The organism is Ensifer sp. Root127 (genome assembly GCF_001425225.1).
Lineage (GTDB): Bacteria > Pseudomonadota > Alphaproteobacteria > Rhizobiales > Rhizobiaceae > Ensifer > Ensifer canadensis.
Window position 1 is genome coordinate 104,686 of the sequence record NZ_LMDX01000011.1, and the last position, 21,635, is coordinate 126,320.

Sequence of the window (21,635 nt, forward strand, 5' to 3'; positions counted from 1 at the left end):
AGGGTCCCCGCCAGAACGGCGGGGCCGTTGCGGTAGGGGCGCGCGCCTGGCACGCCCCCGTCTTTTACCGATGCGCGTTCAGCGAGATGACGTTGTGCATCGTCTCGTCAGCCGTGGACAGGAACTTCTTGATATTGCGTGCCGCCTGACGAATGCGGTGCTCGTTTTCGACGAGCGCCAGACGCACATAGTCGTCACCCTGCTCGCCGAAGCCGATGCCCGGCGCTACGGCCACATCGGCCTTCTCTACAAGCAGCTTTGAGAATTCGAGCGATCCGAGATGACGGAACTTCTCCGGGATCTTGGCCCAGGCAAACATCGTGGCTGCCGGCGGCGGCACGTCGAAGCCGGCCTTGCCGAAGCTTTCGACCATCACGTCGCGACGGCGCTTGTAGATGTTGCGGACCTCGGCGATGTCGCTGCCGTCACCGTTAAGTGCCTGGGTGGCGGCAACCTGGATCGGCGTGAACGCACCATAGTCGAGATAAGACTTCACGCGCGTCAGCGCCGCGATCAACCGCTCGTTGCCGACGGCAAAGCCCATGCGCCAACCGGGCATGGAAAACGTCTTCGACATCGAGGTGAACTCGACCGCGATGTCGATCGCGCCCGGCACCTCGAGCACGGATGGTGGCGGCGCATCGTTGAAGTAGATTTCCGAATAGGCCAGATCCGACAAGACGATGATGTCGTGCTTCTTCGCGAATGCCACGACTTCCTTATAGAAATCGAGCGTCGCAACCTGCGCCGTCGGGTTCGACGGGTAATTGAGGATCAGCGCCAGCGGCTTCGGGATCGAATGGCGAACGGCGCGCTCCAGCGGCCCGAAGAATGTGTCGTCCGGCTCGACCGAGATCGAGCGGATGACGCCACCGGCCATCAGAAAGCCGAAGGCATGGATCGGATAGGTCGGATTAGGGCACAGGATCACGTCGCCCGGCGCGGTGATCGCCTGAGCCATGTTGGCAAAGCCTTCCTTGGAGCCAAGGGTGGCGACGACCTGCGTGTCCGGGTTCAGTTTGACGCCGAAGCGGCGGGCGTAATAGGCGGCCTGGGCACGACGCAGCCCGGGAATGCCCTTCGACGACGAATAACGATGCGTGCGCGGGTCCTGAACGGCCTCGCAGAGCTTGTCGACAATCGACTGCGGAGTGGGAAGATCCGGATTGCCCATGCCGAGGTCGATGATGTCAGCACCGGCCGCTCGCGCGCTTGCTTTCAAACGGTTGACCTGTTCGAAAACATAAGGCGGCAAACGCCGGACTTTGTGAAACTCTTCCATCTCCAAACCTCGTTTGGCGCACGTATCCGCCAGCGGTTGGCCGTCGCGAAAACATGCGCTTTGGTGAACGGCCGTCATTGCGGCCATTGAACGCTTTGCGTCCAAATCACCTGAAACGCAAGTGCTAATTCGTGATCTGTTTCAACGTGTCGGAGCCGTGGTCTTCGGCAAGCTTTCGCATTTCCTTCATGCGACGCTGATACTCCGCTTCGGAGATGGAGCCGGATTTGCGCGCGGCACCGAGCGCGGACAGCCGCGCCTGCATATCGGCGGCTTCCTGATTGGTCATCTGCTGCGTTGCCGCAGGCTTCTGACCGTAGACGGAGGGATAATTTTCGAAATCGGTCTTCTGGCTGTTGCAGCCCGCAAGCGTGCCGAGGAGAATGATCCCGGCAACCCAGGTGATGGAGCGCTGTTTTCCGACGGCGAGCATACTGGCAAAGACCTCTGTTTTCGTGGCGCGACGATGCGCTAGCCCTTGTAATCATTTTCGGGCAGAATGTAAAAATACAAAACAAACAAGATGCTGTGGAGGAAACCGGGTGACAGCAGACAGGAATGCCGAAGGCAAGGACGGCTTTGCTGGCTTCGACCCGAAGTCCGTTGAACCCTACATCGTCAAGGATCCCGAAGGCCTCGCGGTCAACCTTGCCCGCGCAATGGAGCAGCTCGGCAAGGCGGCCTCAGCCTGGCTTGCGCCGCGCGAAACCGGCGAAAAATCCGACGTCTTCTCCGAACCTGTCACCGACATGGTCAAAACCCTCTCCAGGGTTTCCGAGTATTGGCTTTCCGATCCACGCCGGACGCTCGAAGCCCAGACCCATCTGATGGGCAGTTTCTTCGAGATGTGGTCTCGAACCTTGCATCGCATGTCCGGTGATGTTGTCGCCACCGATCCCGTGAGCTTGCAGCGCACCGACAAGCGCTTCGCCGACGAGGACTGGGTAAAAAACCCGTTCTTCGATTTCGTCCGGCAGGCCTATTTCATCACGTCGGACTGGGCTGACAAGATGGTGCGCGACGCGGAAGGGCTGGACGACCACACCAAACACAAGGCTGCCTTTTACGTCAGGCAGATTTCGAGTGCGCTCTCTCCGACCAATTTCGTCACCACCAACCCTCAGCTCTACCGGGAAACGGTTGCGACGAGCGGCGCCAATCTCGTCAAGGGCATGCAAATGTTTGCCGAGGACGTGGTGGCCGGTCGCGGCGATCTCAGGATGCGCCAGACCGATACCAGCAAATTCGCGATCGGCGAAAACATCGCGATCACCCCCGGCAAGGTGGTCGCGCAGAGCGACGTCTGCCAGGTGATCCAGTACGAGGCCTCGACGGAAACGGTGCTCAAGCGTCCGCTGTTGATCTGCCCGCCCTGGATCAACAAGTTCTACGTGCTCGACCTCAACCCGCAGAAATCCTACATCAAGTGGGCGGTCGATCAGGGACACACGGTGTTCGTCATCTCCTGGGTCAATCCGGACGAGCGGCATGCGGCCAAGGATTGGGAAGCCTATGCCCGCGAAGGCATCGGCTTTGCGCTCGACACCGTCGAACAGGCGACCGGCGAACGGGACGTGAATGCCATCGGCTATTGCGTCGGTGGAACGCTATTGGCCGCAACACTGGCGCTCCATGCCGCAGAGGGCGACGAGCGCATCCGCTCGGCAACGCTGTTTACCACCCAGGTCGACTTCACTCACGCCGGTGATCTCAAGGTCTTCGTCGACGAAGACCAGATCAGCCAGATGGAAGCCAACATGCGGGTGGCCGGCTATCTCGACGGCTCGAAAATGGCGACCGCGTTCAACATGCTGCGCGCCTCCGAACTGATCTGGCCCTACTTCGTCAACAACTACCTCAAGGGGCAGGAGCCCCTGCCCTTCGACCTGCTCTACTGGAATTCCGATTCGACCCGGATGCCGGCGGCCAACCATTCGTTCTACCTGCGCAACTGCTACCTGGAAAACCGTCTGTCGAAGGGCGAGATGATGCTGGCCGGCAAGCAGGTATCGCTGGGTGACGTCAAGATCCCGATCTACAACCTGGCAACCAAGGAAGACCATATCGCTCCGCCGCGCTCCGTTTTCCTCGGCAGTTCCTCCTTCGGTGGCAAGGTCACATACGTGCTTTCCGGCTCGGGCCACATCGCCGGCGTCGTGAACCCACCGGACAAGGGCAAGTACCAGTTCTGGACCGGCGGTCCTCCCAAGGGAGAGTTCGACGATTGGGTCAAAACGGCCACGGAGACCCCCGGGTCCTGGTGGCCGCACTGGCATCAGTGGATCGAAAAGCTGGACAAGAAGCGCGTGCCCGCGCGCAAGCCCGGCGGCACGCTCAACACGCTGGAAGAGGCGCCCGGCTCCTATGTGCGCGCCCGCGCCTGACCAAAGTGTGAACAGATCTTGATTTTCGATCGGCCACTCGTGCCCGCCACGCTCGTGCAGCGCTACAAACGCTTTCTATTCGACGCTCTCCTCGCCGATGGTACGGCATTGACCGGCTCATGCCCCAACACCGGGTCGATGCGCGGACTGACGACGCCGGGTTCGCGCATCTGGATGTCGGAGCATGATAGCCCGACGCGCAAGTACCGGCAGATGCTCGAAATCGTCGAGGCGGATGGTACGCTGGTCGGCATCAACACCGGCCTGCCCAACCGTCTGGCGGAAGAGGCCATTCGGCTCGGACTTGTCGCCGACCTTCATCTCTACGAGAACCTCGCCCGCGAGCAGAAATACGGGCGCAATTCGCGAATCGACATTCTCTTGAGCGACAGCCTGCGCGGTCTTGCCTATGTCGAGGTGAAGAATGTGCATTTCAGTCGCAACCCTGGCGTGGCCGAGTTTCCCGACAGCCCGACTGCACGTGGCGCCAAGCACCTCGAAGAACTGGGAGACATGGTCGAAGCCGGCCATCGCGCGATCATGGTCTACCTAGTGCAGCGCAGCGATTGCGATCACCTGCAGATCTGCCGCGACTACGACCCTGTATATGCCGCTGCCTTCGATCGTGCCATGACCAGAGGTGTCGAGGCCTATGCGGTGAAATGCCTGGTATCGCCCTCCGAGATAGCACCGATCGGCTTGATCGCAATCGATGAGGCAGGTGCCAGCGCTATTCGCAACTTCGCCTGAGTTACCGATTTGGCACGCACGGCATCGCCAACCCTTAGCAACCTGCAACATTCTACGGATAGGCGCAGGCATTGATCCGCGTTAGGCTTGCCGATCTGCTTAGCGGAAGATCGCGGCTGCGAAATACTGTGCGCTGCGCCCTATATCAGTCCCTCAAGGTGCACGGCAGTGGACGAGGCTGCCCCTGCTGGATTATGAAATTCGACAGGAAACAACTGAAAGTTCTGGAATGGTGACTTACATCGAGGCAGGGTCCGCGCCCTATAAGAACACCGGCGTCATCCGCCTCTACGGACCGGAGGGGTTCGAAGGTATGCGCAAGGCCTGTCAGGTGACGGCGCGTTGCCTCGACGAACTGGTGTCGCGCGTTCGGCCCGGGGTGACGACCGAGGAGATCGACCGCTTCGTCTTCGAGTTCGGCATGGACAACGGCGCGCTTCCGGCAACGCTGAACTACCGCGGCTATACCAAGTCGTCCTGCACCTCGATCAACCACGTTGTCTGCCACGGTATTCCGAACGACAAGCCGCTTCGCGACGGCGATATCGTCAATATCGACGTGACCTATGTGATCGATGGCTGGCACGGCGATTCCAGCCGCATGTATCCGGTCGGCGAGATCAAACGTGCCGCCGAGCGGCTTCTCGACGTGACGCATGAGTGCCTGATGCGCGGCATTGCCGCCGTGCGTCCTGGCGCCCGCACCGGCGCGATCGGCGAAGCCATCCAGGCCTATGCCGAAGCCGAACGGTGCTCGGTCGTACGCGACTTCTGCGGACACGGCGTCGGCCGGCTTTTCCACGACGCTCCCAACATCCTGCATTACGGCCGCGCCAACGAGGGGCCGGAACTGCGCGAAGGCATGATCTTCACCATCGAGCCGATGATCAATCTCGGTCGCCCGCACGTGAAGGTGCTTGCCGATGGCTGGACGGCGGTAACACGCGACCGTTCTCTCTCGGCGCAGTACGAGCATACGGTCGGCGTCACGGCTGATGGCTGCGAGATCTTCACGCTCTCGCCGGCCGGCCTCTTCAAGCCTGACATGGCCGCCATGGGCGCCGCATGAAGAAAAACTCCCGCTCATCCGCAGGCGATGCGACGCAGCCGGCGGACGAACGGTCGTTTTTTGCGGATCTGCAGCCGCAGGACGCGCATGTCTCAGACGCGGCAGCTCAGGCGGTCGAGGCGCACTATCTTGGCCACCGTGATCGGCTGCGAACACGGTATCGCGAGCACGGCGACGCCGCGCTTGCCGACTACGAACTCCTCGAAATGCTGCTGTTCCGGCTTATCCCGCGCAAGGATACCAAGCCGATTGCCAAGGCGCTGCTGACGCGCTTTGGCACGCTTGCCGGTGTATTCGGCGCACCGCTCCCGTTGCTGCAGGAGGTCAAGGGTGTTGGCGAATCGGTCGCGCTCGACCTGAAGCTCGTCTCGACGATCGGGCACCGAACGCTGAAGAGTGACCTGCGCAAGAAGCACATTCTCTCGTCCTGGTCGGCGGTGATCGAATATTGCCACGCGGCTATGGCCTATGAGACCAAGGAGCAATTCCGGATATTATTCCTCGACAAGCGTAATGCGTTGATTGCCGACGAGGTCCAGCAGACGGGCACGATCGACCACACGCCTGTCTATCCGCGCGAGGTCGTCAAGCGCGCACTCGAATTGTCGGCAACCGCGATCATCCTTGCGCATAATCACCCCTCAGGCGACCCCACGCCGTCGCGGGCGGATATCGACATGACCAAGCTGATCGTCGAGACAGCCAAGCCGCTCGGCATTGCGGTGCACGATCACATCATCATCGGCAAGGACGGCCATGTAAGCCTGAAGGGGCTGCGCCTCTTCTAGAGCGTTTCCGATTTGGACGGAATCGCACAAACGCTTTTTTACGCATTTCCTGATGGAAAACCGCTTCGCACTTTTCCTGGAAATGCTCTAGCCGCCGGGCTTTGCAATCAAAGCCATCGGGCGCGGCGGAAGAAGCGATACAGCGTCAGGCAGAGCCCGATGATCACGGCCAGCACCACGAAATAACCGTAGCGGAATTTAAGCTCCGGCATGTCGTCGAAGTTCATCCCGTAGATACCGGCAATTGCCGTCGGCACTGCAAGGATAGCTGCCCAGGAGGCAAGCTTGCGGGAGATCTCCGTCTGCTCGGATTGGCCGATCATCAAGCTGGCTTCAAAGGTGAAGGCCAGAACCTCGCGCAACGCATCGATATCTTCCTGCACGCGGCGGACATGGTCGGTCACATCGCGAAACAGCGGTTGCAGTGCCGCCTCCATGCCGGGCAGATCGATATGCTCGTGCCGCCGGCAGACATCGACCAGCGGCACGGCGGCATTGCGAAGCCTGAGCAGGTTGCGCCGGAGCAGATAGAGCCGTTCGATATCCGCCTTCTCCAGCCGTTGGCGAAGCAGACGATCCTCGAGCCGTTCGACTTCCTCGTGAATGGCCTCGATTACCGGCATGTAATTGTCGACGATGAAATCGAGGATCGAATACAGGATATAGTTCTCACCATGAGCAAGGGCAGCGGGTGACGCTTCGCATCGCTGCCGCACGGCCATATAGGAGGTCGAGGCGCCGTGGCGAACCGAGACGACGTAGCCGCGCCCGACGAAGAGATGCGTTTCGCCGAACGCGATTTCGACTCCGACCATATGAGCGGTGCGGGCAACGACGAAAATCGAATCGCCATAGATCTCAAGTTTAGGACGTTGATGCGCCTTGCAGGCGTCTTCGATCGCCAGGTCATGCAGATCGAACTCGCGCTGCACCTGGCGAAGCAACGCAGCATCCGGTTCATGGAGACCGATCCAGATGACGGCATTCGGGCGGTTTCGCCATTTGCTCGCATCTTCCACCTGAATGTCCTGGATGCGCACGCCGTTTTCGTAGACCGCAGCGGCGATCACGCCCTGCCTGTCCTCCCCATGCGGCGGTTCCGTGGTGCGCGAATAGTCCGAGCTTGGCTCGTTCATCAGGTCGAACGCCATAGAAGACCTCCCATGCCCGCATGAATTCCATGCACCGGTATGCTATTGGGTCATCGAGCATACGCGTATTTCGTCATATTCGCACCCAACAGGTTTCAAAGACGAAAACCACTTCATCAAACTGTGCGATTGACGATATAGACGCATGCGAGCGAGACTTTTCGCAGCGCACAACGATTCTTCCTTTTTTACGGAAATGCCCATGAACCAGTTCGATCTCATCGTCGTCGGAAGCGGACCCGCCGGCCGCCGTGGCGCCATCCAGGCCGCCAAGCTCGGCAAGAAGGTTCTCGTCATCGAACAGGGCAAACGCGTCGGCGGCGTTTCCGTGCACACGGGCACGATCCCGTCGAAGACCCTGCGCGAAACGGCGCTCAATCTCTCGGGTTGGCGCGAACGCGGCTTTTACGGCCGCTCTTACCGCGTCAAGGAGGAGATCAGCGCCGAGGATCTGCGCCAGCGACTGATCATCACCCTCAATCATGAGGTTGAGGTTCTCGAACACCAGTTTGCCCGCAACCGCGTGCAGCAGATGCGCGGCAAGGCAAGTTTCGTCGATCAGACCACGCTTGAAGTGGTCAAGGACGACGGCGAGACTTTGCTCGTTTCGGCGACCAGCATCATGCTTGCCGTCGGCACGAAGCCATTCCGTCCGGACTACATGCCCTTCGACGGCAAGACCGTGCTCGACAGCGACGAGCTGCTCGATATCTCGCAGTTGCCGCGCTCGCTCGTGGTGATCGGCGCCGGCGTCGTCGGCATCGAATATGCGACGATATTCAGTGCGCTAGACACGCAAGTGACGGTGATCGACCCGAAGACGACGATGCTCGACTTCATCGACAAGGAGATTGTCGAGGACTTCACCTATCAATTGCGCGACCGCAACATGAAACTCCATCTCGGGCAGAAGGCGGAAAAGGTCGAACGGCTCGACGATGGTAAGGTTCTGCTGACGCTCGACAACGGCCGCAGGATCGTGACCGACATGGTGCTCTTTGCCGCCGGCCGCATGGGCGCGACCGACACGCTCAATCTTCCGGCCGCCGGGCTCGAAGCCGACAGCCGCGGTCGGCTCAAGGTCAATCCCGAAACCTTCCAGACCTCAGTGCCCAACATCTACGCCGCCGGCGACGTGGTCGGCTTCCCGAGCCTTGCCTCGACTTCGATGGAACAGGGACGCATTGCTGCTCGCGTCGCAGTCGGCGCCATCGCCATGGAGCCGCAAAAATACTTCCCTTACGGCATCTATGCCGTTCCGGAAATCTCCACCTGCGGCCTTTCAGAAGAGGAGGTCAAGGAGCGCGGCATTGCCTATGAATGCGGCATTGCGCGCTTTCGCGAAACCTCGCGCGGCCACATCATGGGGCTCGACTCCGGTCTTTTGAAGATGATCTTTTCGCTAAAGACGCGCCGCCTGCTCGGCGTGCACATCCTCGGTGAAGGCGCGACCGAGCTGGTTCATATCGGCCAGGCCGTGCTGAACCTCAAGGGCACCGTCGAGTACTTTGTCGAGAACACGTTCAACTATCCGACGCTTGCCGAAGCCTACAAGATTGCCGGCCTCGACGCCTGGAACCGCATGGGCGAGATCAAGCCGACGGCTTAAAATGCCGCGAGGCCGGCCAGGTCGGCCCCGAACAAACCGCCGCGAATCAGATAGCCTCGCCGCCCTGACGTCGCCAAATCCGGCCACTTGAGAACGGCATCAAGTGATCGGCCTGGGCTTCGTTTTCACGCATACGGCCCGAATATGCTGCGCATCGTCGGGCCGTGTTTTGGCGAGCGATTGAGCATGGCACTACGCATCCTCTCCCTGAATGCCTGGGGCGGCAAGCTGCATGCGCCGCTGATACCGTATCTTGTCGAAGTCAACGCAGACATCCTGTGTCTGCAGGAGGTCGTGCGCTCTCCGGAGACGAGGTCAGAGTGGCTCCTTTACCGCGATCGCGATGTCGAGCTGCCGCAGCGCGCCAATCTCTTCGACGAGATCTGCGCAGCCCTGCCTGATCATGACGGGTATTTCTGCCCGACGTCGAGAGGCGAGCTTTCCGATGGCGATCGTATGGTCCATTCCGAATTCGGATTGGCGACATTCGTGCGCAAATCCTTTCCCGTCATCGGCCAGGCGCTCGATTTCGTCCATGGCGAGTTTTCGCCCGACGGTTGGGGCGAACATCCGCGCGCCCGAAATGCCCACTGCCTCCGCCTCTTCAACTATGAGCATGGCTTTTCCATAACCATCGCGCAGATGCACGGCCTGCGGACCACGAACGGCAAGGGCGACACGCCGGAGCGGCAGGCGCAGGCGGATGCGCTGGTACAACTTATCGGCCGCATTTGGCCCGGAAACGAAAGGCTCGTCGTCTGCGGCGATTTCAATGTCCTGCCTGAAAGCGCAACCTTTGCGGCGCTCGGCAGTCTCGGCCTGTCCGATCTCGTCACCGGTCGAGGTCACACGGATACACGCACATCGCACTACGGCAAATCAGGGCGTTACGCCGATTACATGCTGGCCACGCCGGATGTCGATGTCATCAGCTTCGACGTTGTCGAACAACCGGAAGTCTCGGATCACCGGGCGTTGCTGCTCGATCTTCGGTAAAGCAAAACGTCTCTGTGCACCCACCACGCACGACAAACATTTCCCCAACAGAAAAGGCCCCGCCGTAAACGGCAGGGCCTCAATTTGTAAGCAATCGAAGAAGTGATTACTCGGCGCTGTCGTCAGCAGCCTTTTTCTTGGCCGGAGCCTTCTTCTTCGGAGCAGCGGCTTCTTCGCCTTCAGCGGCGTCAGCCTTGGCAGCGGCCTTCTTCTTGGCCGGAGCCTTCTTGGCAGCCTTGCCTTCGGTTTCTTCGTCGTCAGCCGTCAGCTCTTCCTTGGAAACCGTCTTGTCGGTTACCGAGATCTCGGAGAGCAGGTGATCGACAACCTTCTCTTCGAACAGCGGAGCGCGCAGCGAAGCGGCGGCACCAGGCGTGTTCTTGAAGTAGTCGAGGATCTGCTTTTCCTGGCCCGGGAACTGGCGGAGCTGTTCGAACAGCGAACGCTGCAGTTCGTCGTCGCTGACCTGAACGCCGGCCTTTTCGCCGATTTCCGAGAGAACGAGGCCGAGGCGAACGCGACGCTCAGCGAGCTTGCGGTATTCGGCGCGTGCTTCTTCTTCGGTGGTTTCTTCGTCAGCGAAGGTCTTGCCGGCCTGCTGCAGATCGGTGTTGATCTGACGCCAGATGTTTTCGAATTCGGCTTCGACGAGGCGCTCCGGCGTATCGAACTGGTAGAGTTCGTCGAGCTGGTCGAGGATCTGACGCTTCACCTTCTGGCGGGTCAGCGAGCCGTACTGGCTCTCGATCTGGCCGCGAACGATTTCCTTCAGCTTGTCAGCCGATTCGAGGCCGAGCTTGGTGGCCAGTTCGTCGTTGATTTCGATGTCCTGGGCCGAAGCAACGTCCTTGACGGTGATGTCGAAGGTGGCTTCCTTGCCAGCGAGGTTCGCTGCCGGGTAATCGGCCGGGAACGTCACGGTGATGGTCTTCTCGTCGCCAGCCTTGACGCCGACGAGCTGCTCTTCGAAGCCCGGGATGAAGCGGTTGGAGCCGAGAACGAGTTCTGCGTCTTCGTCCTTGCCGCCGTCGAAGGCTTCGCCGTCAACCTTGCCGAGGTAGTCGATGGTGACGCGGTCGCCGTTGGCGGCCTTGCCCTTCTTCGATTCGTAGGTGCGAGCGCTTTCAGCGATACGCAGGATCTGCTCGTTGACTTCGTCTTCGGCGATCTCGACGACTTCGCGCGTCACCTTGATGCCGCTGACGTCCTTGAGTTCGATCGCCGGGATGATTTCGTAAGCGACGGTGAACTCGAGGTCAGCCTCAGCGTTGAGGATCTTGTCGGCTTCGGACTCGTCCTCGGTCATCGCGATTTCCGGCTGGGTCGCCGACTTCTCGCCACGGCCCGAAAGGATCTCGGTCGGCTTTTCGCGGACGATCTCGTTGACGAGATCTGCCATGATCGACTTGCCATAGACCTTCTTCAGATGCGCGAACGGCACCTTGCCCGGCCGGAAGCCGTTGATCTTCACACGGTCCTTCACTTCGGCCAGACGCTCGTTCATCCGAGCTTCCATGTCCTTGGCCGGGATAACGACCTTGAGTTCGCGCTTCAGCCCTTGAGCGAGCGTTTCGATAACCTGCATGTTCAAACCTTCATTTCACGTTGACTGTGCTCTTCCCCTTAGAAAGGTCTGGCGAGCACGTGAGCCGATCCATTTGCCGGGAGTGGCTTTACGCAGTTCCGTAACCGTTTTGCAAGCAAAATGGCACTCCAGCCCCCTTCATCATAGCAGAATCCGGACTTTTGGCGCGATGCTTGTCTTGGTGCGGGTAGAGAGACTTGAACTCCCACGCCTTGCGGCACCAGAACCTAAATCTGGCGTGTCTACCAATTTCACCATACCCGCGTTCAGACAATCGCACCGCCTGATCGTATTCCCGCAAGACCAACCAACGGAAATACCGCAGATAGAATGGGCATGCTGAGGTTCAGGGCTTTCCCGAGCGCGGCGTCTCTATATCACTCGTTTTCGCGGGATCAAAGGGAAAATGCGGTTACCCACGACAGATCGATCCGATCCCGCAGCAAGCGGTCAATAGAGCGTCTCTTCGTAGACAGGCGTGCCTTCGACGGCGATCTGCCTTATCTGTGCGCGCCCCGCATTATTGACGCGAACATTGACCGAAAGCGCCTCGGCATTGCGCGCTTGCTCCAGCACCCGGCCCTCGCCCTCCGGAACATAGAATCGCTCGATGCCATATGCGACGTTTATCGATGACGGGTTTTCACTCGACGAAGGGTAATAGGTGAACGGTTGCGATTGAAGCACGACACTGTCATCCGTCGGCGCAAGGGGCTTGAAGGACGCTTGCGCCGCACCCCAGAAGCCGTCCGGTTGTTTTGCCAGACGCACGAAAACCGTCGCTTCCGCCGGCGCCGTCGGCAATCCGTCCTTGAAAAGTGCCGGCGGCAGCCAGGAAATGTCATAGCTCAGGATGACGTAGTCGCCGCGCAGCAGATCCCTCGGATCAACCGGCACGGTCTTCAGCAGGACTTCCTTGCCGTTGCGCAGGATCGAAGCCCGGCTTTCGACCATGTAGCCAAGCGCTGCCGTCTGAAGGACGGCGGCAATCAGCGCGGCGATGAGCGGCGGCAACCAGCGACGCTTTGGCGAGAGACCAGTCATGGCGAAACCTCCTCGCGTCGCGTCCGCATCAGGCGCCCTTCGATCCGGATCACCAGCCAGGCGATCGCCGCCACCAGCAGGCCGGAAATCAGGAAGAAGCCCGAGGTTCCGAGCATTGAGCCCAGCGTCTCGAATGCGAGATAGAGAAGTTCACCAGCAAACGCCGCATAACCGAGGTAACGCACTGCCCCGTTCTGCGCGCCGGCAAGTGCGATCCCAAGCAGAGCGACGATGAGCACGGCCGCGCCGGCGGCCACTTCACTGGTCAAACCGTCAGCTTCAAACTGCAGCACCGAGAAACCGATGAGTGCCAAGGCGAAGGAATAGAATGCGGGCGCGGAGCCGGCTTCAAGCGCGATGGGGCGAAGCGGCGAGCCCGGCATGGCTGCCGCAAGGAAGGCGACAATGCCGCCGCCTGCCAGCGTGCCGGCAAAACCCAAGGACGAGTTCTCGATATAGAGCCAAATCAGCCATCCCGTGACGAGAAGATAGGCGAGGTGCCGCGCGCGACCTGCATCCGTCACACGCACCAGAATGACCACGAGGATGGCGAGCGCCGGGACGAGCCAGGTCTGCCATTCGACGATATCGCCAAGACCGCCCTCCGACAGCAACGTCAGGAAATAGGCCCAGGCCAGCCCGCCGCACACTGTTGTGACAGCCGCCGATCGAAAGGCGAGCGCCGTCACGCAAGCGCCGGCGATCCAGAGCAGGATCGCATCGGCTGCATCACCCGAGAGATGATACATCTGCCCGACCAGGGCAATGCCGGCACCAAACGACATCGCCGCCAGCACCAGAGCCGCCGCGGCCAGGCCGCCATTGCCTCGCCGGAGAAGCAACGCACCGGCAAGATGAAAGCCCCAGATCAAGGCGACAATACCGATCAGGCGGGCAAGACGCGGCAGTGCTTCCCAATTGGCCGCGACAAGCAGCAGGACGGAGGCCGACAGCAGCAGGGCGGCGAGCACCAGCAGAACACGCCCCGCCCGAAAGGTGGATTCGCGACCATCATACTCCGCAAGCATCTGTCGCGCGGAAGCCTCCGGCAGAAGCCCCATGCCAACCCAATGCTTGAAGTCCTTTTCCAGACGACCGCGATACATGCTGCCCCACCTCCTTCGGCGGCCCTGCCCTTGAAGACAAAAACCGAGGCGCTTACCTAATCACGCAATGGCGGAAAAACACAACCATTCGATCGCTCGGACCAGACGTTGGTCCGCCAGGATCTGACGGCTTGCGCAATGCGCATATCTTCCATGCGGATATTGCACTGCACAAATCGATTTAAACACCCTATATTCAAATCATCAGAAGCGAACGAAGGCAAACAGCCAAGCGGACGCTAGCGGCAATGGTCAACCGCCCCGGAGTGCCGGGAAAGACCCGGACGAAAGTTCGATGGAATTCGGAGCGGCGCACTCCTCCTCCCAGCGCCCCTCCGATACGATTGGCAACACTCCTCCTCCCAGTTGCCAATCACCTTCAATGACGCTCGCTGGACCTCCTCCCCCAGCGGGCGTTATTTCTTTTCAGCCCCCCCGTTTTTCATCCATCGCGACCAAGCGAAGCAATTGCACAATATTTGCGCAGATATCTGTCGACTTCACATCGAGGTATGCGCCGCATGCATAGGTGCCATGAGGCAACTGATCTACCCAAATTCGGCAGACTGAAGTACCTTCAACTCATCGATCGGGGCGGCGCACTCCTCCTCCCAGCGCCCCTCGATTTGGATTGGCAGCACTCCTCCTCCCAGTTGCCGATCAGAATAAAACGACGCTCGCTGGATCTCCTCCCCCAGCGGGCGTTGTTTGATTCAGCCATCCTCTTCTCTCTGCAGTCTCTTACGGTTCTGTCGGCATCCGGCAGCACATTGGTGGTATGGCGTCGACATCCCGGCCACAATGAGACTTGCAATAGCTGCATGGGTGCGATGCAGCATTATCTCTGTAACTTCTGCTAAAATCGATTATATTTCGGGTCATCAGATGACGGCCAGCCGAGAGATAAGCGCTGGCACACGACCCTAGAAAGGATAGGATCATGAACCTCGCACGCTCTTTCAACAATTGGCGCAAGTATCGTCAGACCTGCAACGAACTCGGCCGCATGAGCGACCGGGAACTGAGCGACCTCGGCATCGGCCGCGGCGACATCCAGTACGTTGCACGTCAGGCCATCAAGTAATTCCAGGAGCGCTGCTTCGCGCAGCGCGCCGGACATTACCAACGCCCTCCGGTTCATTCCGGGGGGCGTTTTTCGTTGTCGAAATGCTGCCGCAAAATCACCTTCGCAATTGCGAAAGCGCGTCACCGATCGAGTTCTGCTTATAGCCAAGCAATCGTGCCTGGATTGAAGCTGGGAACCGCGGCGACACCGTCGGGCATCCGCGCAGAAAATAGCGCGATTACAAATCCTTAACGGGCCGCGCACGCACTTTAATCAATCTTTAAGTGATGGCGCGTTTTCGAGCGGGTGCAAATGTTGCCCAGCAATTTGGCGATGCACTGCACAAATGCATAGCAGCTGCATTTTCTTTGCACTCCACCTTCCAATTAGACAAGCGTATAAGAACCTCAACGACGCAGACAGATGGCTGTCGCGACAAACCGATCTTGAGGAAAAAGTCATGAACCCGATTCGTATCGCAAAAAGCTGGATTAACTACCGCCGCACCGTTAGCGAGCTCGGCAACCTGTCGAACCACGCTCTCAATGACATCGGCATCACCCGCTACGATATCCGCAACATCGCATCGCGTTCCTTCCGTTAATCGGAACGAACGACCAGACTTCCAAGACGGCGCCTTCAGGCGCCGTTTTCGTTTGTTCCCGGCGCAACGGCGGTTGGAACGACAGGACGAGCATGGTAGGAAGCCGACCATGAGCAAAGACACCTCCTCCCACTCTCCCATTCATGTCATCGGCGGCGGCCTTGCCGGCTCCGAAGCGGCCTGGCAGATCGCCGAGGCCGGCGTTCCGGTCGTGCTGCACGAGATGCGCGGCGTCCGCGGCACCGATGCACATAAGACGGACGGCCTTGCCGAACTCGTCTGTTCCAACTCGTTCCGCTCCGATGATGCGACCAGCAATGCCGTCGGCGTACTCCACGCCGAAATGCGCCTTGCAGGCTCGCTGATCATGAAGGCGGCCGATGCCAACCAGGTTCCGGCCGGCGGCGCGCTTGCCGTCGACCGCGACGGCTTCTCCGACGCCGTCACCGCGGCGATCGACGGCCATCCGCTGATCACCGTGGTACGCGAAGAAATCCGCGGCCTGCCGCCGAAGGAATGGGACCTTGCAGTAATTGCAACCGGTCCGCTGACAGCGCCTGATCTCGCCGAATCGATCCGCCAGGAAACGGGCGCTGATGCGCTTGCCTTCTTCGACGCCATCGCGCCGATCGTCTATACCGAGACGATCGACATGGACATCTGCTGGTACCAATCACGCTATGACAAGGTCGGCCCCGGCGGTACGGGCAAGGACTATATCAACTGCCCGATGAACGAAGAGCAGTACAACGCCTTCATCGACGCACTCGTGGCCGGCGACAAGACCGGCTTCAAGGAGTGGGAAGGCACGCCTTACTTCGATGGCTGCCTGCCGATCGAGGTGATGGCGGAGCGCGGACGCGAGACGCTTCGCTACGGACCGATGAAACCGATGGGGCTCACCAACGCCCACAATCCGACGGTCAAGGCCTATGCCGTCGTCCAGCTTCGTCAGGACAATGCGCTCGGCACGCTCTACAACATGGTCGGTTTCCAGACGAAGCTGAAGTATGGCGCGCAGGCGGAAGTCTTCCGGATGATCCCCGGTCTCGAGAACGCCGAGTTCGCGCGCCTCGGCGGCCTGCACCGCAACACCTATATCAACTCGCCGACCCTGCTCGACGGCACACTAACTCTCAAGTCGCGGCCAGGCCTGCGCTTTGCCGGTCAGATCACTGGCTGCGAGGGTTATGTCGAGAGCGCAAGCATCGGCTTGCTGGCCGGCAGGTTCGCCGCGGCGGAACGCAAGGGTGAAACTTTGGCTGCACCGCCGGCAACGACGGCCTTCGGCGCGCTGCTCAACCACATCACCGGCGGTCACATCGTTTCCGACGACGAGCCGGGCAAACGTTCGTTCCAGCCAATGAACGTCAACTTCGGCCTGTTCCCGCCGCTGGAACCCGGCGCCATCATCAAGCCCGAAGGCGCCAAGCGCTTCCGCGGCAAGGAAAAGGCCGCAGCGAAGAAACAGGCCACGGCCGCCCGAGCGCTCGGCGACTGCGCCGCCTGGCTGAACGGATGCGCCTGAGAGCCAAACATTTCCTCGCAAACCGGATCCACTCCGGTTTGCGAGGGCTTTCCTTTTACAGAACTAAACTGATGTCATGAATGCCCGCAGCGTTTGCTAGCGGAGCGCCGGCTATTCGCTCGCCTGCGCCGAAGACGGCACATTTGCCTCGTCTGCCGTAAACTCGGACTTCGGGCTGAAACTGCCCAACAGCCACAACGATACCTCGGCCGCCTCGGCAGCGTTGTGAAATTCGAACGCGTTGTCGAGATAGGCGAAATCAGGGAAATGGACAATCAGACCGCGGCCGCTGTCCGAACTGTTGACCCGGACTTTTCCCGGCTGAATGACGTGGCAGACATAATGCGTGCCGTGCGACTGGATGAAACCAGCCTTGCCGTCATGCAGCCGCAGAAAAATTGCCTTGCGGTCCGCCGTCGAATGAAGTGCACGGATCGCTTCGTCCGGAAAGGCGCGCCCGAACTCGACCATTGCCGAGCCAGCATCCGGATCGTCCCAATCCCGCTCGGCCCGTGCGTTCATCCACATGTAGAAGGCGCCGGCGAGAATGGCGATGATGATGAAAAGCAGCCAGAGCATCAGACAGGCCCCCTAAGTCGGTAATGAGTCGATAGGGTGTGTTTATACGATGCGAGCCTTGCGCCAATTTGACCAGCCTCGTGCCGTGGCTAGCTGGCCTACAACATGCCGCGCAGGTCTCGGCACCAAAGCGCGCCGCCATCTTTCGCTAACGTTTGACTTCGCTTCAAGCTCTGGTTTTTGTGCAGGTCGTTATAGCAAAGCCATTGAACACATTTGCGCGGCCGGCTTCAAAACCGCTTGCGCCTGCTCGCCCACCACATCCACCACTGCCGCCGCCATTGCGCCGGCCTTATCGGATTGCGCAGCAACTCTGCGCCGACAGCATCCGCGCGATTGAAGATCGGCTCGGCGAGGGCCAGGGGAACGAAGGCGGCGAAATTGTCGGGTGAGATCGTGTCGAGCCGGGCGCGCGCCTTGGCCAGATGATCGCGGCCGAAACCGGCGAAGGCCCGGATCGCCCGCCCGATTGCTTGCCCGTCTTCTCCGGCGAGCAGCGCTTCGCGGTCAAGCCCGGTTGCTCGCAGAAGCTCGGCCGGCAGATAGACCTGGCCGCGGCGGGAATGTTGCGGCAGGAGCAGAAGCAGGCCTGCGACGGTCTGCGCGACGCCGGCATGACCGGCTGCCTCCGCAGACCTTGCGGCGTTCTGCGGATCGAGGACGAGCGACGACAGCTGAATGAGCGCCGAGGCGGTCTCGCCGGCGTAACCTTCGAACGCCGCCCTGTCCTCCATCGGATCATCGTAGAGGTCGAAGATCCGTGCATCGATCATGTTCTGAAATACAGCGATCGGAAGCCGATGCTTACGAATGCACGCGAGCAACGCCCGCGCGAGCGGATGCCCCTCGCCCGTCGCCGCTTCGTTCTCCAACAGCTCCCGCCACCATTGCATTCGGATTTCACCGGGGATGGGCTCGTGCACGAGTTCGCGAATGCGGGCGAGCTCGGCGTTGAAGGCATAGAGCGGAGCGAGTGACGGCTGGCTGGCCACCGGCGCCAGCAGACAGGCGAGGTAACGGTCGCGATCCGTGTCCCTGAGGTCGGTCAGGATCTGGGCATCAATGTCTTGCACGCAAGTCTTCCCCTGGCCGCGATCAGACGGCAATCAGCGCGACGGCGACCGCACGCGCTTCGGCCAGCATCACGTTGTAGGTTCTGACAGCTGCTCCCGTGCTCATCGGATCGGACGAGATGTTCAATGCACGCAGGGCCGTTTTCAGCTCGGCCGGCAGTTGCCGGATATCGAGGCCGGTGCCGACCAACAGCACCTCGATGTCACTCGCTTCGTCCAGCACGCGCTGGAACTTCTCGACCAACAACGGATCGCCTTCAACAACGTCCCACGCATAGACGCCCGATGGCAGCATCAGCACGGAGCCGCGGTGCGACATATCGGCAAAGCGGAAGCCGCCATTGCCATAGGCATCGATCGGGGCGCGCCCCGGAAAATGCGCTTCGCGGATCTCGATACCCTTGGGCATTTCAGACTGAACCCTTTGCCGTTTGCGCCGCTCCGGCGCCCGGGCCGGAGGAATTCTCCCCGCCCTGGAAATGGTCCGTCCGCTTGCGGAAGAGAATGAGGATCGGACCAGCGATATAGATCGAAGAGATCGTGCCGACGATGACGCCAAACAAGAGGGTAACGCTGAAAGAGCGGATAAGACCGCCACCGAAGAGGTAGAGCGCCGCCAGCGCCAGCACCGTCGTCAGCGCCGTCAGGATCGTGCGCGACAGCGTCTGGTTGATCGAGGCGTCGATCAACACCGACAGCGGCATCTTCTTGTAGCGGCCGAGGTTCTCCCGGATACGATCATAGATGACGACCGTATCGTTCAGGGAGTAACCGACGATGGTCAGAACGGCGGCGATGCTGCCGAGATTGAACTCGATGCCGGTTATCACCAGGAAGCCGATCGTCAGCAGCACGTCGTGCAGGGTTGCGATGATGGCGCCGAGCGCGAAACGCCATTCGAAGCGCAGCCACACGTAAAGCAGGATCGCAGCAAAGGAGACCGCAAGCCCAATAGTGCCGGCGCGCGTCAATTCGCCCGAGACAACCGGACCGACGACTTCGACGCGCTTGAACGCATATTCGTCGCTGAGCTCTGCCCGGATGACGCCGATCGCGGTCTGCTCGGCGTTGTCGCCGGCTTCCTGTGACGGCACGCGCACCAGGACATCGTTACCAGAACCCAGATGCTGTACCTGAACTTCGCCGAGGTTCAACTCATCGAGCCGCACGCGCAGATCGGCGATATCGACATTGCCGGCCTTGCTTTCGAGTTCGATGATCGAGCCACCCTTGAAGTCGACCCCCAGATTGAGACCGAGACTTGCGAGCAGCAGTACGGAAGCAACCGACAAGGCGGCCATGACGATGAAGACCGGGTTGCGGATCGCCATGAAGCGGATGTCGAGATCGCTGAAGCGTCCCGTACGAATACCCTTCGGCAGATGCTGCGCCTTCCAGCCGCGCAGCCAGGCCTTGGCGATCCTGCGGGTGATCGTGTAGGCGGTAAACAAGGTCGTGAAGCTGCCGATCGCAAGCGTGACGGCGAAGCCGCGCACGGGACCAGACCCAAGGTAGAAAAGGATCGCACCGGCAATCAGCATCGTTAGATTGGCATCGAAAAGGCTGCTGAACGCGCGCGCAAAGCCCTTGTTGACCGATTGGACCAGCGGTTGACCACCGCGCGCTTCCTCGCGGATGCGCTCATAGATCAAAACGTTGGAATCGACAGCCACGCCGATGGTCAGAATGATTGCGGCAATACCCGGCAATGTCAGCGTCGCACCGGTGAGTGAAAGTGCGGCGATGATCAAAATGAGATTCACGGCCAGAGCCGCGACGGCGAAGATGCCGAAGACGCCGTAGAAGAAAATCATCGAAACAGCGACTGCAACGGCAGCGATGAAGCCGGCCTTGAGGCCGTCACCGATCGCGTCATCGCCCACGCCCGGCCCGACGGTCCGCTCCTCGACGACAGTCAACGTCGCCGGTAGTGGCCCGGTTCTGACGAGGGCTGCGAGATCGGTGGCACCCTCCTCCGGCAGATCGGCGGTAATGATTGCCGTATCGCCCTTGACGGCAGCCGCAAGTGTCGGCGCAGCGACGACCTGGTCGTCGAGAATGATCGCGACTTTCTGGTCGGCGCCCTTTGCCTGAAGTGCGGCAACACGGCCGGTTGCCGCCGGTGTCAGCTTGATCGCGACCGACGCCTCGGCACTTGTCGCGTCGATATCCGGCTGCGCGGCGGTGAAGTCTTCGCCCGACAGCAGCCGGGTCTTCTCGACGAGATAGGGTATCGGCGGATCGTCGAAGGAATAAAGAACTTCGCTGCCGGCCGGCGGCTGCGCTTCAACAGCCTGCTCAACGGGCACGGCGACATTCAGCATCTGGAAGGAAACGCGGGCGCGCTGGCTAAGCAGGTCCTTCAGGCGCTGCGGATCCGCCAGACCCGGCACCTGGACGATAAGCCGATCATCACCCCGGCGCTGGATCAGGGGGTCTGCCACCCCGACTTCGGCAATCCGGCGCCGAACGACGTCCATGGTCTGTGCCAGAGCCTGCGACATCCTGTAGTCGATGCCTTCGTCGCTCAGGCGAAGGCGGATCAAGTCGTCTGCCTCGGCGCTGTCGAAGGCAAGTTCGGTAACTTCGTCGCTGACCAGACCACCAGTTTCCACCGGTGCCATGAGCGGAGCAAGCGCCGCACGCGCTGTCGGCAACTTGGCTCGGTCACGAACCCGCAGCGAGATCAACTGACCTTCGCCCGACAGGCCGAAATAGGCAATGTCGGCATCGCGCAGCGCTTTGCCGACATCATTTGTCACCGCTTCAAGCCGCTCGGCGAGAATGTCCTCGCGCGAGGCCTGCAGCATGAAATGCGAGCCACCCTGGAGGTCGAGCCCCAACGCCACCTGACGGTGCGGAAGCCACGAAGGCAGCGCATCCGCCTGTTCCTTCGTCAGGAAGTTCGGCATCGCGAGCGCGACACCCAAAAGCACTGCCAGCCAAACAAGAGCGCTCTTCAACGGCTTCAGATTGGACATGCCTCAAACGCTCCGTTTCCCGGACACATCCGGTTGTGGC

General features: G+C 60.5%; 19 protein-coding genes and 1 tRNA gene. 9 read left to right on the forward strand and 11 right to left on the reverse strand.

The features are described from left to right. Window positions 1-64: 64 nt before the first annotated feature. On the reverse strand, window positions 65-1,282 hold the full coding sequence (locus ASD03_RS13600; RefSeq protein WP_025426880.1) for an LL-diaminopimelate aminotransferase: 1,218 nt from the start codon (window positions 1,280-1,282) through the stop codon (window positions 65-67). Between the two features lie 124 nt (window positions 1,283-1,406). Beyond that, window positions 1,407-1,715 (reverse strand): hypothetical protein, encoded by a 309-nt coding sequence (locus ASD03_RS13605; RefSeq protein ID WP_025426879.1) that lies wholly within the window; start codon window positions 1,713-1,715, stop codon window positions 1,407-1,409. Between the two features lie 109 nt (window positions 1,716-1,824). Between ASD03_RS13605 and phaC the strand changes: the two genes are divergently transcribed. The 4 genes from phaC (at window position 1,825) to radC (ending at window position 6,273) form a co-directional block, all read left to right on the forward strand. Next, a complete protein-coding gene (phaC, locus tag ASD03_RS13610; RefSeq protein ID WP_025426878.1) occupies window positions 1,825-3,666 on the forward strand; it encodes a poly(3-hydroxyalkanoate) polymerase subunit PhaC in 1,842 nt (613 codons plus the stop codon). Between the two features lie 18 nt (window positions 3,667-3,684). Further along, window positions 3,685-4,416: a DNA/RNA nuclease SfsA gene (gene sfsA / locus ASD03_RS13615; RefSeq protein WP_025426877.1), complete on the forward strand. Its 732-nt coding sequence runs from the start codon at window positions 3,685-3,687 to the stop codon at window positions 4,414-4,416. Between the two features lie 229 nt (window positions 4,417-4,645). Beyond that, a complete protein-coding gene (gene map, locus ASD03_RS13620) occupies window positions 4,646-5,485 on the forward strand; it encodes a type I methionyl aminopeptidase (protein WP_057205024.1) in 840 nt (279 codons plus the stop codon). Continuing rightward, entirely contained in the window at window positions 5,482-6,273 is a 792-nt protein-coding gene (gene radC / locus ASD03_RS13625) for a DNA repair protein RadC (protein ID WP_025426875.1), read from the forward strand. Before map ends, radC begins: the two co-directional genes overlap by 4 nt. 107 nt (window positions 6,274-6,380) lie before the next feature. Here the strand turns inward: radC and ASD03_RS13630 are convergent, their stop codons facing one another. Next, window positions 6,381-7,424 carry a magnesium and cobalt transport protein CorA gene (locus tag ASD03_RS13630; RefSeq protein WP_025426874.1) on the reverse strand — a complete coding sequence of 348 codons (1,044 nt, stop codon included), beginning with the start codon at window positions 7,422-7,424 and terminating at the stop codon, window positions 6,381-6,383. A 202-nt stretch (window positions 7,425-7,626) separates the two neighbouring features. Between ASD03_RS13630 and sthA the strand changes: the two genes are divergently transcribed. Next, the gene (gene sthA, locus ASD03_RS13635; protein ID WP_025426873.1) at window positions 7,627-9,033 is read left to right on the forward strand and encodes a Si-specific NAD(P)(+) transhydrogenase; all 1,407 of its coding nucleotides are present in this window, start codon (window positions 7,627-7,629) and stop codon (window positions 9,031-9,033) included. 186 nt (window positions 9,034-9,219) lie between these two features. Next, window positions 9,220-10,029: an endonuclease/exonuclease/phosphatase family protein gene (locus ASD03_RS13640; RefSeq protein ID WP_025426872.1), complete on the forward strand. Its 810-nt coding sequence runs from the start codon at window positions 9,220-9,222 to the stop codon at window positions 10,027-10,029. 106 nt (window positions 10,030-10,135) lie between these two features. Here the strand turns inward: ASD03_RS13640 and tig are convergent, their stop codons facing one another. The 4 genes from tig to ASD03_RS13660 form a co-directional block, all read right to left on the reverse strand. Further along, on the reverse strand, window positions 10,136-11,614 hold the full coding sequence (gene tig, locus ASD03_RS13645) for a trigger factor (protein ID WP_025426871.1): 1,479 nt from the start codon (window positions 11,612-11,614) through the stop codon (window positions 10,136-10,138). Between the two features lie 179 nt (window positions 11,615-11,793). Beyond that, window positions 11,794-11,878: transfer RNA gene (locus ASD03_RS13650), tRNA-Leu, on the reverse strand. Between the two features lie 186 nt (window positions 11,879-12,064). Next, window positions 12,065-12,658 (reverse strand): GDYXXLXY domain-containing protein, encoded by a 594-nt coding sequence (locus ASD03_RS13655; RefSeq protein WP_025426870.1) that lies wholly within the window; start codon window positions 12,656-12,658, stop codon window positions 12,065-12,067. After that, the gene (locus ASD03_RS13660; RefSeq protein WP_057205027.1) at window positions 12,655-13,764 is read right to left on the reverse strand and encodes a DUF2157 domain-containing protein; all 1,110 of its coding nucleotides are present in this window, start codon (window positions 13,762-13,764) and stop codon (window positions 12,655-12,657) included. The genes ASD03_RS13655 and ASD03_RS13660 overlap by 4 nt, the downstream gene beginning before the upstream one ends. A 940-nt stretch (window positions 13,765-14,704) precedes the next feature. Between ASD03_RS13660 and ASD03_RS37710 the strand changes: the two genes are divergently transcribed. The 3 genes from ASD03_RS37710 (at window position 14,705) to trmFO (ending at window position 16,962) form a co-directional block, all read left to right on the forward strand. After that, window positions 14,705-14,848, forward strand: a complete 144-nt coding sequence (locus ASD03_RS37710) for a DUF1127 domain-containing protein (protein WP_067698887.1) — start codon at window positions 14,705-14,707, stop codon at window positions 14,846-14,848. Between the two features lie 442 nt (window positions 14,849-15,290). Then, the gene (locus ASD03_RS37715) at window positions 15,291-15,434 is read left to right on the forward strand and encodes a DUF1127 domain-containing protein (protein WP_065781539.1); all 144 of its coding nucleotides are present in this window, start codon (window positions 15,291-15,293) and stop codon (window positions 15,432-15,434) included. Between the two features lie 109 nt (window positions 15,435-15,543). After that, on the forward strand, window positions 15,544-16,962 hold the full coding sequence (gene trmFO / locus ASD03_RS13665; RefSeq protein WP_025426868.1) for a methylenetetrahydrofolate--tRNA-(uracil(54)-C(5))-methyltransferase (FADH(2)-oxidizing) TrmFO: 1,419 nt from the start codon (window positions 15,544-15,546) through the stop codon (window positions 16,960-16,962). A gap of 111 nt (window positions 16,963-17,073) precedes the next feature. Here trmFO and ASD03_RS13670 read toward each other — a convergent pair whose 3' ends face one another. From ASD03_RS13670 to secDF, 4 genes are all read right to left on the reverse strand, one after another. After that, on the reverse strand, window positions 17,074-17,541 hold the full coding sequence (locus ASD03_RS13670; RefSeq protein ID WP_025426867.1) for a hypothetical protein: 468 nt from the start codon (window positions 17,539-17,541) through the stop codon (window positions 17,074-17,076). Between the two features lie 230 nt (window positions 17,542-17,771). Then, entirely contained in the window at window positions 17,772-18,614 is an 843-nt protein-coding gene (locus ASD03_RS13675) for a phytoene/squalene synthase family protein (protein ID WP_025426866.1), read from the reverse strand. A gap of 22 nt (window positions 18,615-18,636) precedes the next feature. Beyond that, entirely contained in the window at window positions 18,637-19,023 is a 387-nt protein-coding gene (locus ASD03_RS13680) for an Mth938-like domain-containing protein (protein ID WP_025426865.1), read from the reverse strand. Window position 19,024: 1 nt separating this feature from the next. Then, window positions 19,025-21,595: a protein translocase subunit SecDF gene (gene secDF, locus ASD03_RS13685; protein WP_057214180.1), complete on the reverse strand. Its 2,571-nt coding sequence runs from the start codon at window positions 21,593-21,595 to the stop codon at window positions 19,025-19,027. Window positions 21,596-21,635: the final 40 nt, after the last annotated feature.

Excerpts from the sequence above, each read along its gene's own strand:
- sthA (WP_025426873.1), top strand. The coding sequence starts at position 7,627 with ATGAACCAGTTCGATCTCATCGTCGTCGGAAGCGGACCCGCCGGCCGC.
- ASD03_RS13605 (WP_025426879.1), bottom strand. The coding sequence starts at position 1,715 with ATGCTCGCCGTCGGAAAACAGCGCTCCATCACCTGGGTTGCCGGGATC.
- ASD03_RS37710 (WP_067698887.1), top strand. The coding sequence starts at position 14,705 with ATGAACCTCGCACGCTCTTTCAACAATTGGCGCAAGTATCGTCAGACC.
- ASD03_RS13680 (WP_025426865.1), bottom strand. The coding sequence starts at position 19,023 with ATGCCCAAGGGTATCGAGATCCGCGAAGCGCATTTTCCGGGGCGCGCC.
- trmFO (WP_025426868.1), top strand. The coding sequence starts at position 15,544 with ATGAGCAAAGACACCTCCTCCCACTCTCCCATTCATGTCATCGGCGGC.
- map (WP_057205024.1), top strand. The coding sequence starts at position 4,646 with ATGGTGACTTACATCGAGGCAGGGTCCGCGCCCTATAAGAACACCGGC.
- radC (WP_025426875.1), top strand. The coding sequence starts at position 5,482 with ATGAAGAAAAACTCCCGCTCATCCGCAGGCGATGCGACGCAGCCGGCG.
- secDF (WP_057214180.1), bottom strand. The coding sequence starts at position 21,595 with ATGTCCAATCTGAAGCCGTTGAAGAGCGCTCTTGTTTGGCTGGCAGTG.
- ASD03_RS13670 (WP_025426867.1), bottom strand. The coding sequence starts at position 17,541 with ATGCTCTGGCTGCTTTTCATCATCATCGCCATTCTCGCCGGCGCCTTC.
- ASD03_RS13655 (WP_025426870.1), bottom strand. The coding sequence starts at position 12,658 with ATGACTGGTCTCTCGCCAAAGCGTCGCTGGTTGCCGCCGCTCATCGCC.
- ASD03_RS13600 (WP_025426880.1), bottom strand. The coding sequence starts at position 1,282 with ATGGAAGAGTTTCACAAAGTCCGGCGTTTGCCGCCTTATGTTTTCGAA.
- ASD03_RS13630 (WP_025426874.1), bottom strand. The coding sequence starts at position 7,424 with ATGGCGTTCGACCTGATGAACGAGCCAAGCTCGGACTATTCGCGCACC.
- tig (WP_025426871.1), bottom strand. The coding sequence starts at position 11,614 with ATGCAGGTTATCGAAACGCTCGCTCAAGGGCTGAAGCGCGAACTCAAG.
- ASD03_RS13640 (WP_025426872.1), top strand. The coding sequence starts at position 9,220 with ATGGCACTACGCATCCTCTCCCTGAATGCCTGGGGCGGCAAGCTGCAT.
- ASD03_RS37715 (WP_065781539.1), top strand. The coding sequence starts at position 15,291 with ATGAACCCGATTCGTATCGCAAAAAGCTGGATTAACTACCGCCGCACC.
- ASD03_RS13660 (WP_057205027.1), bottom strand. The coding sequence starts at position 13,764 with ATGTATCGCGGTCGTCTGGAAAAGGACTTCAAGCATTGGGTTGGCATG.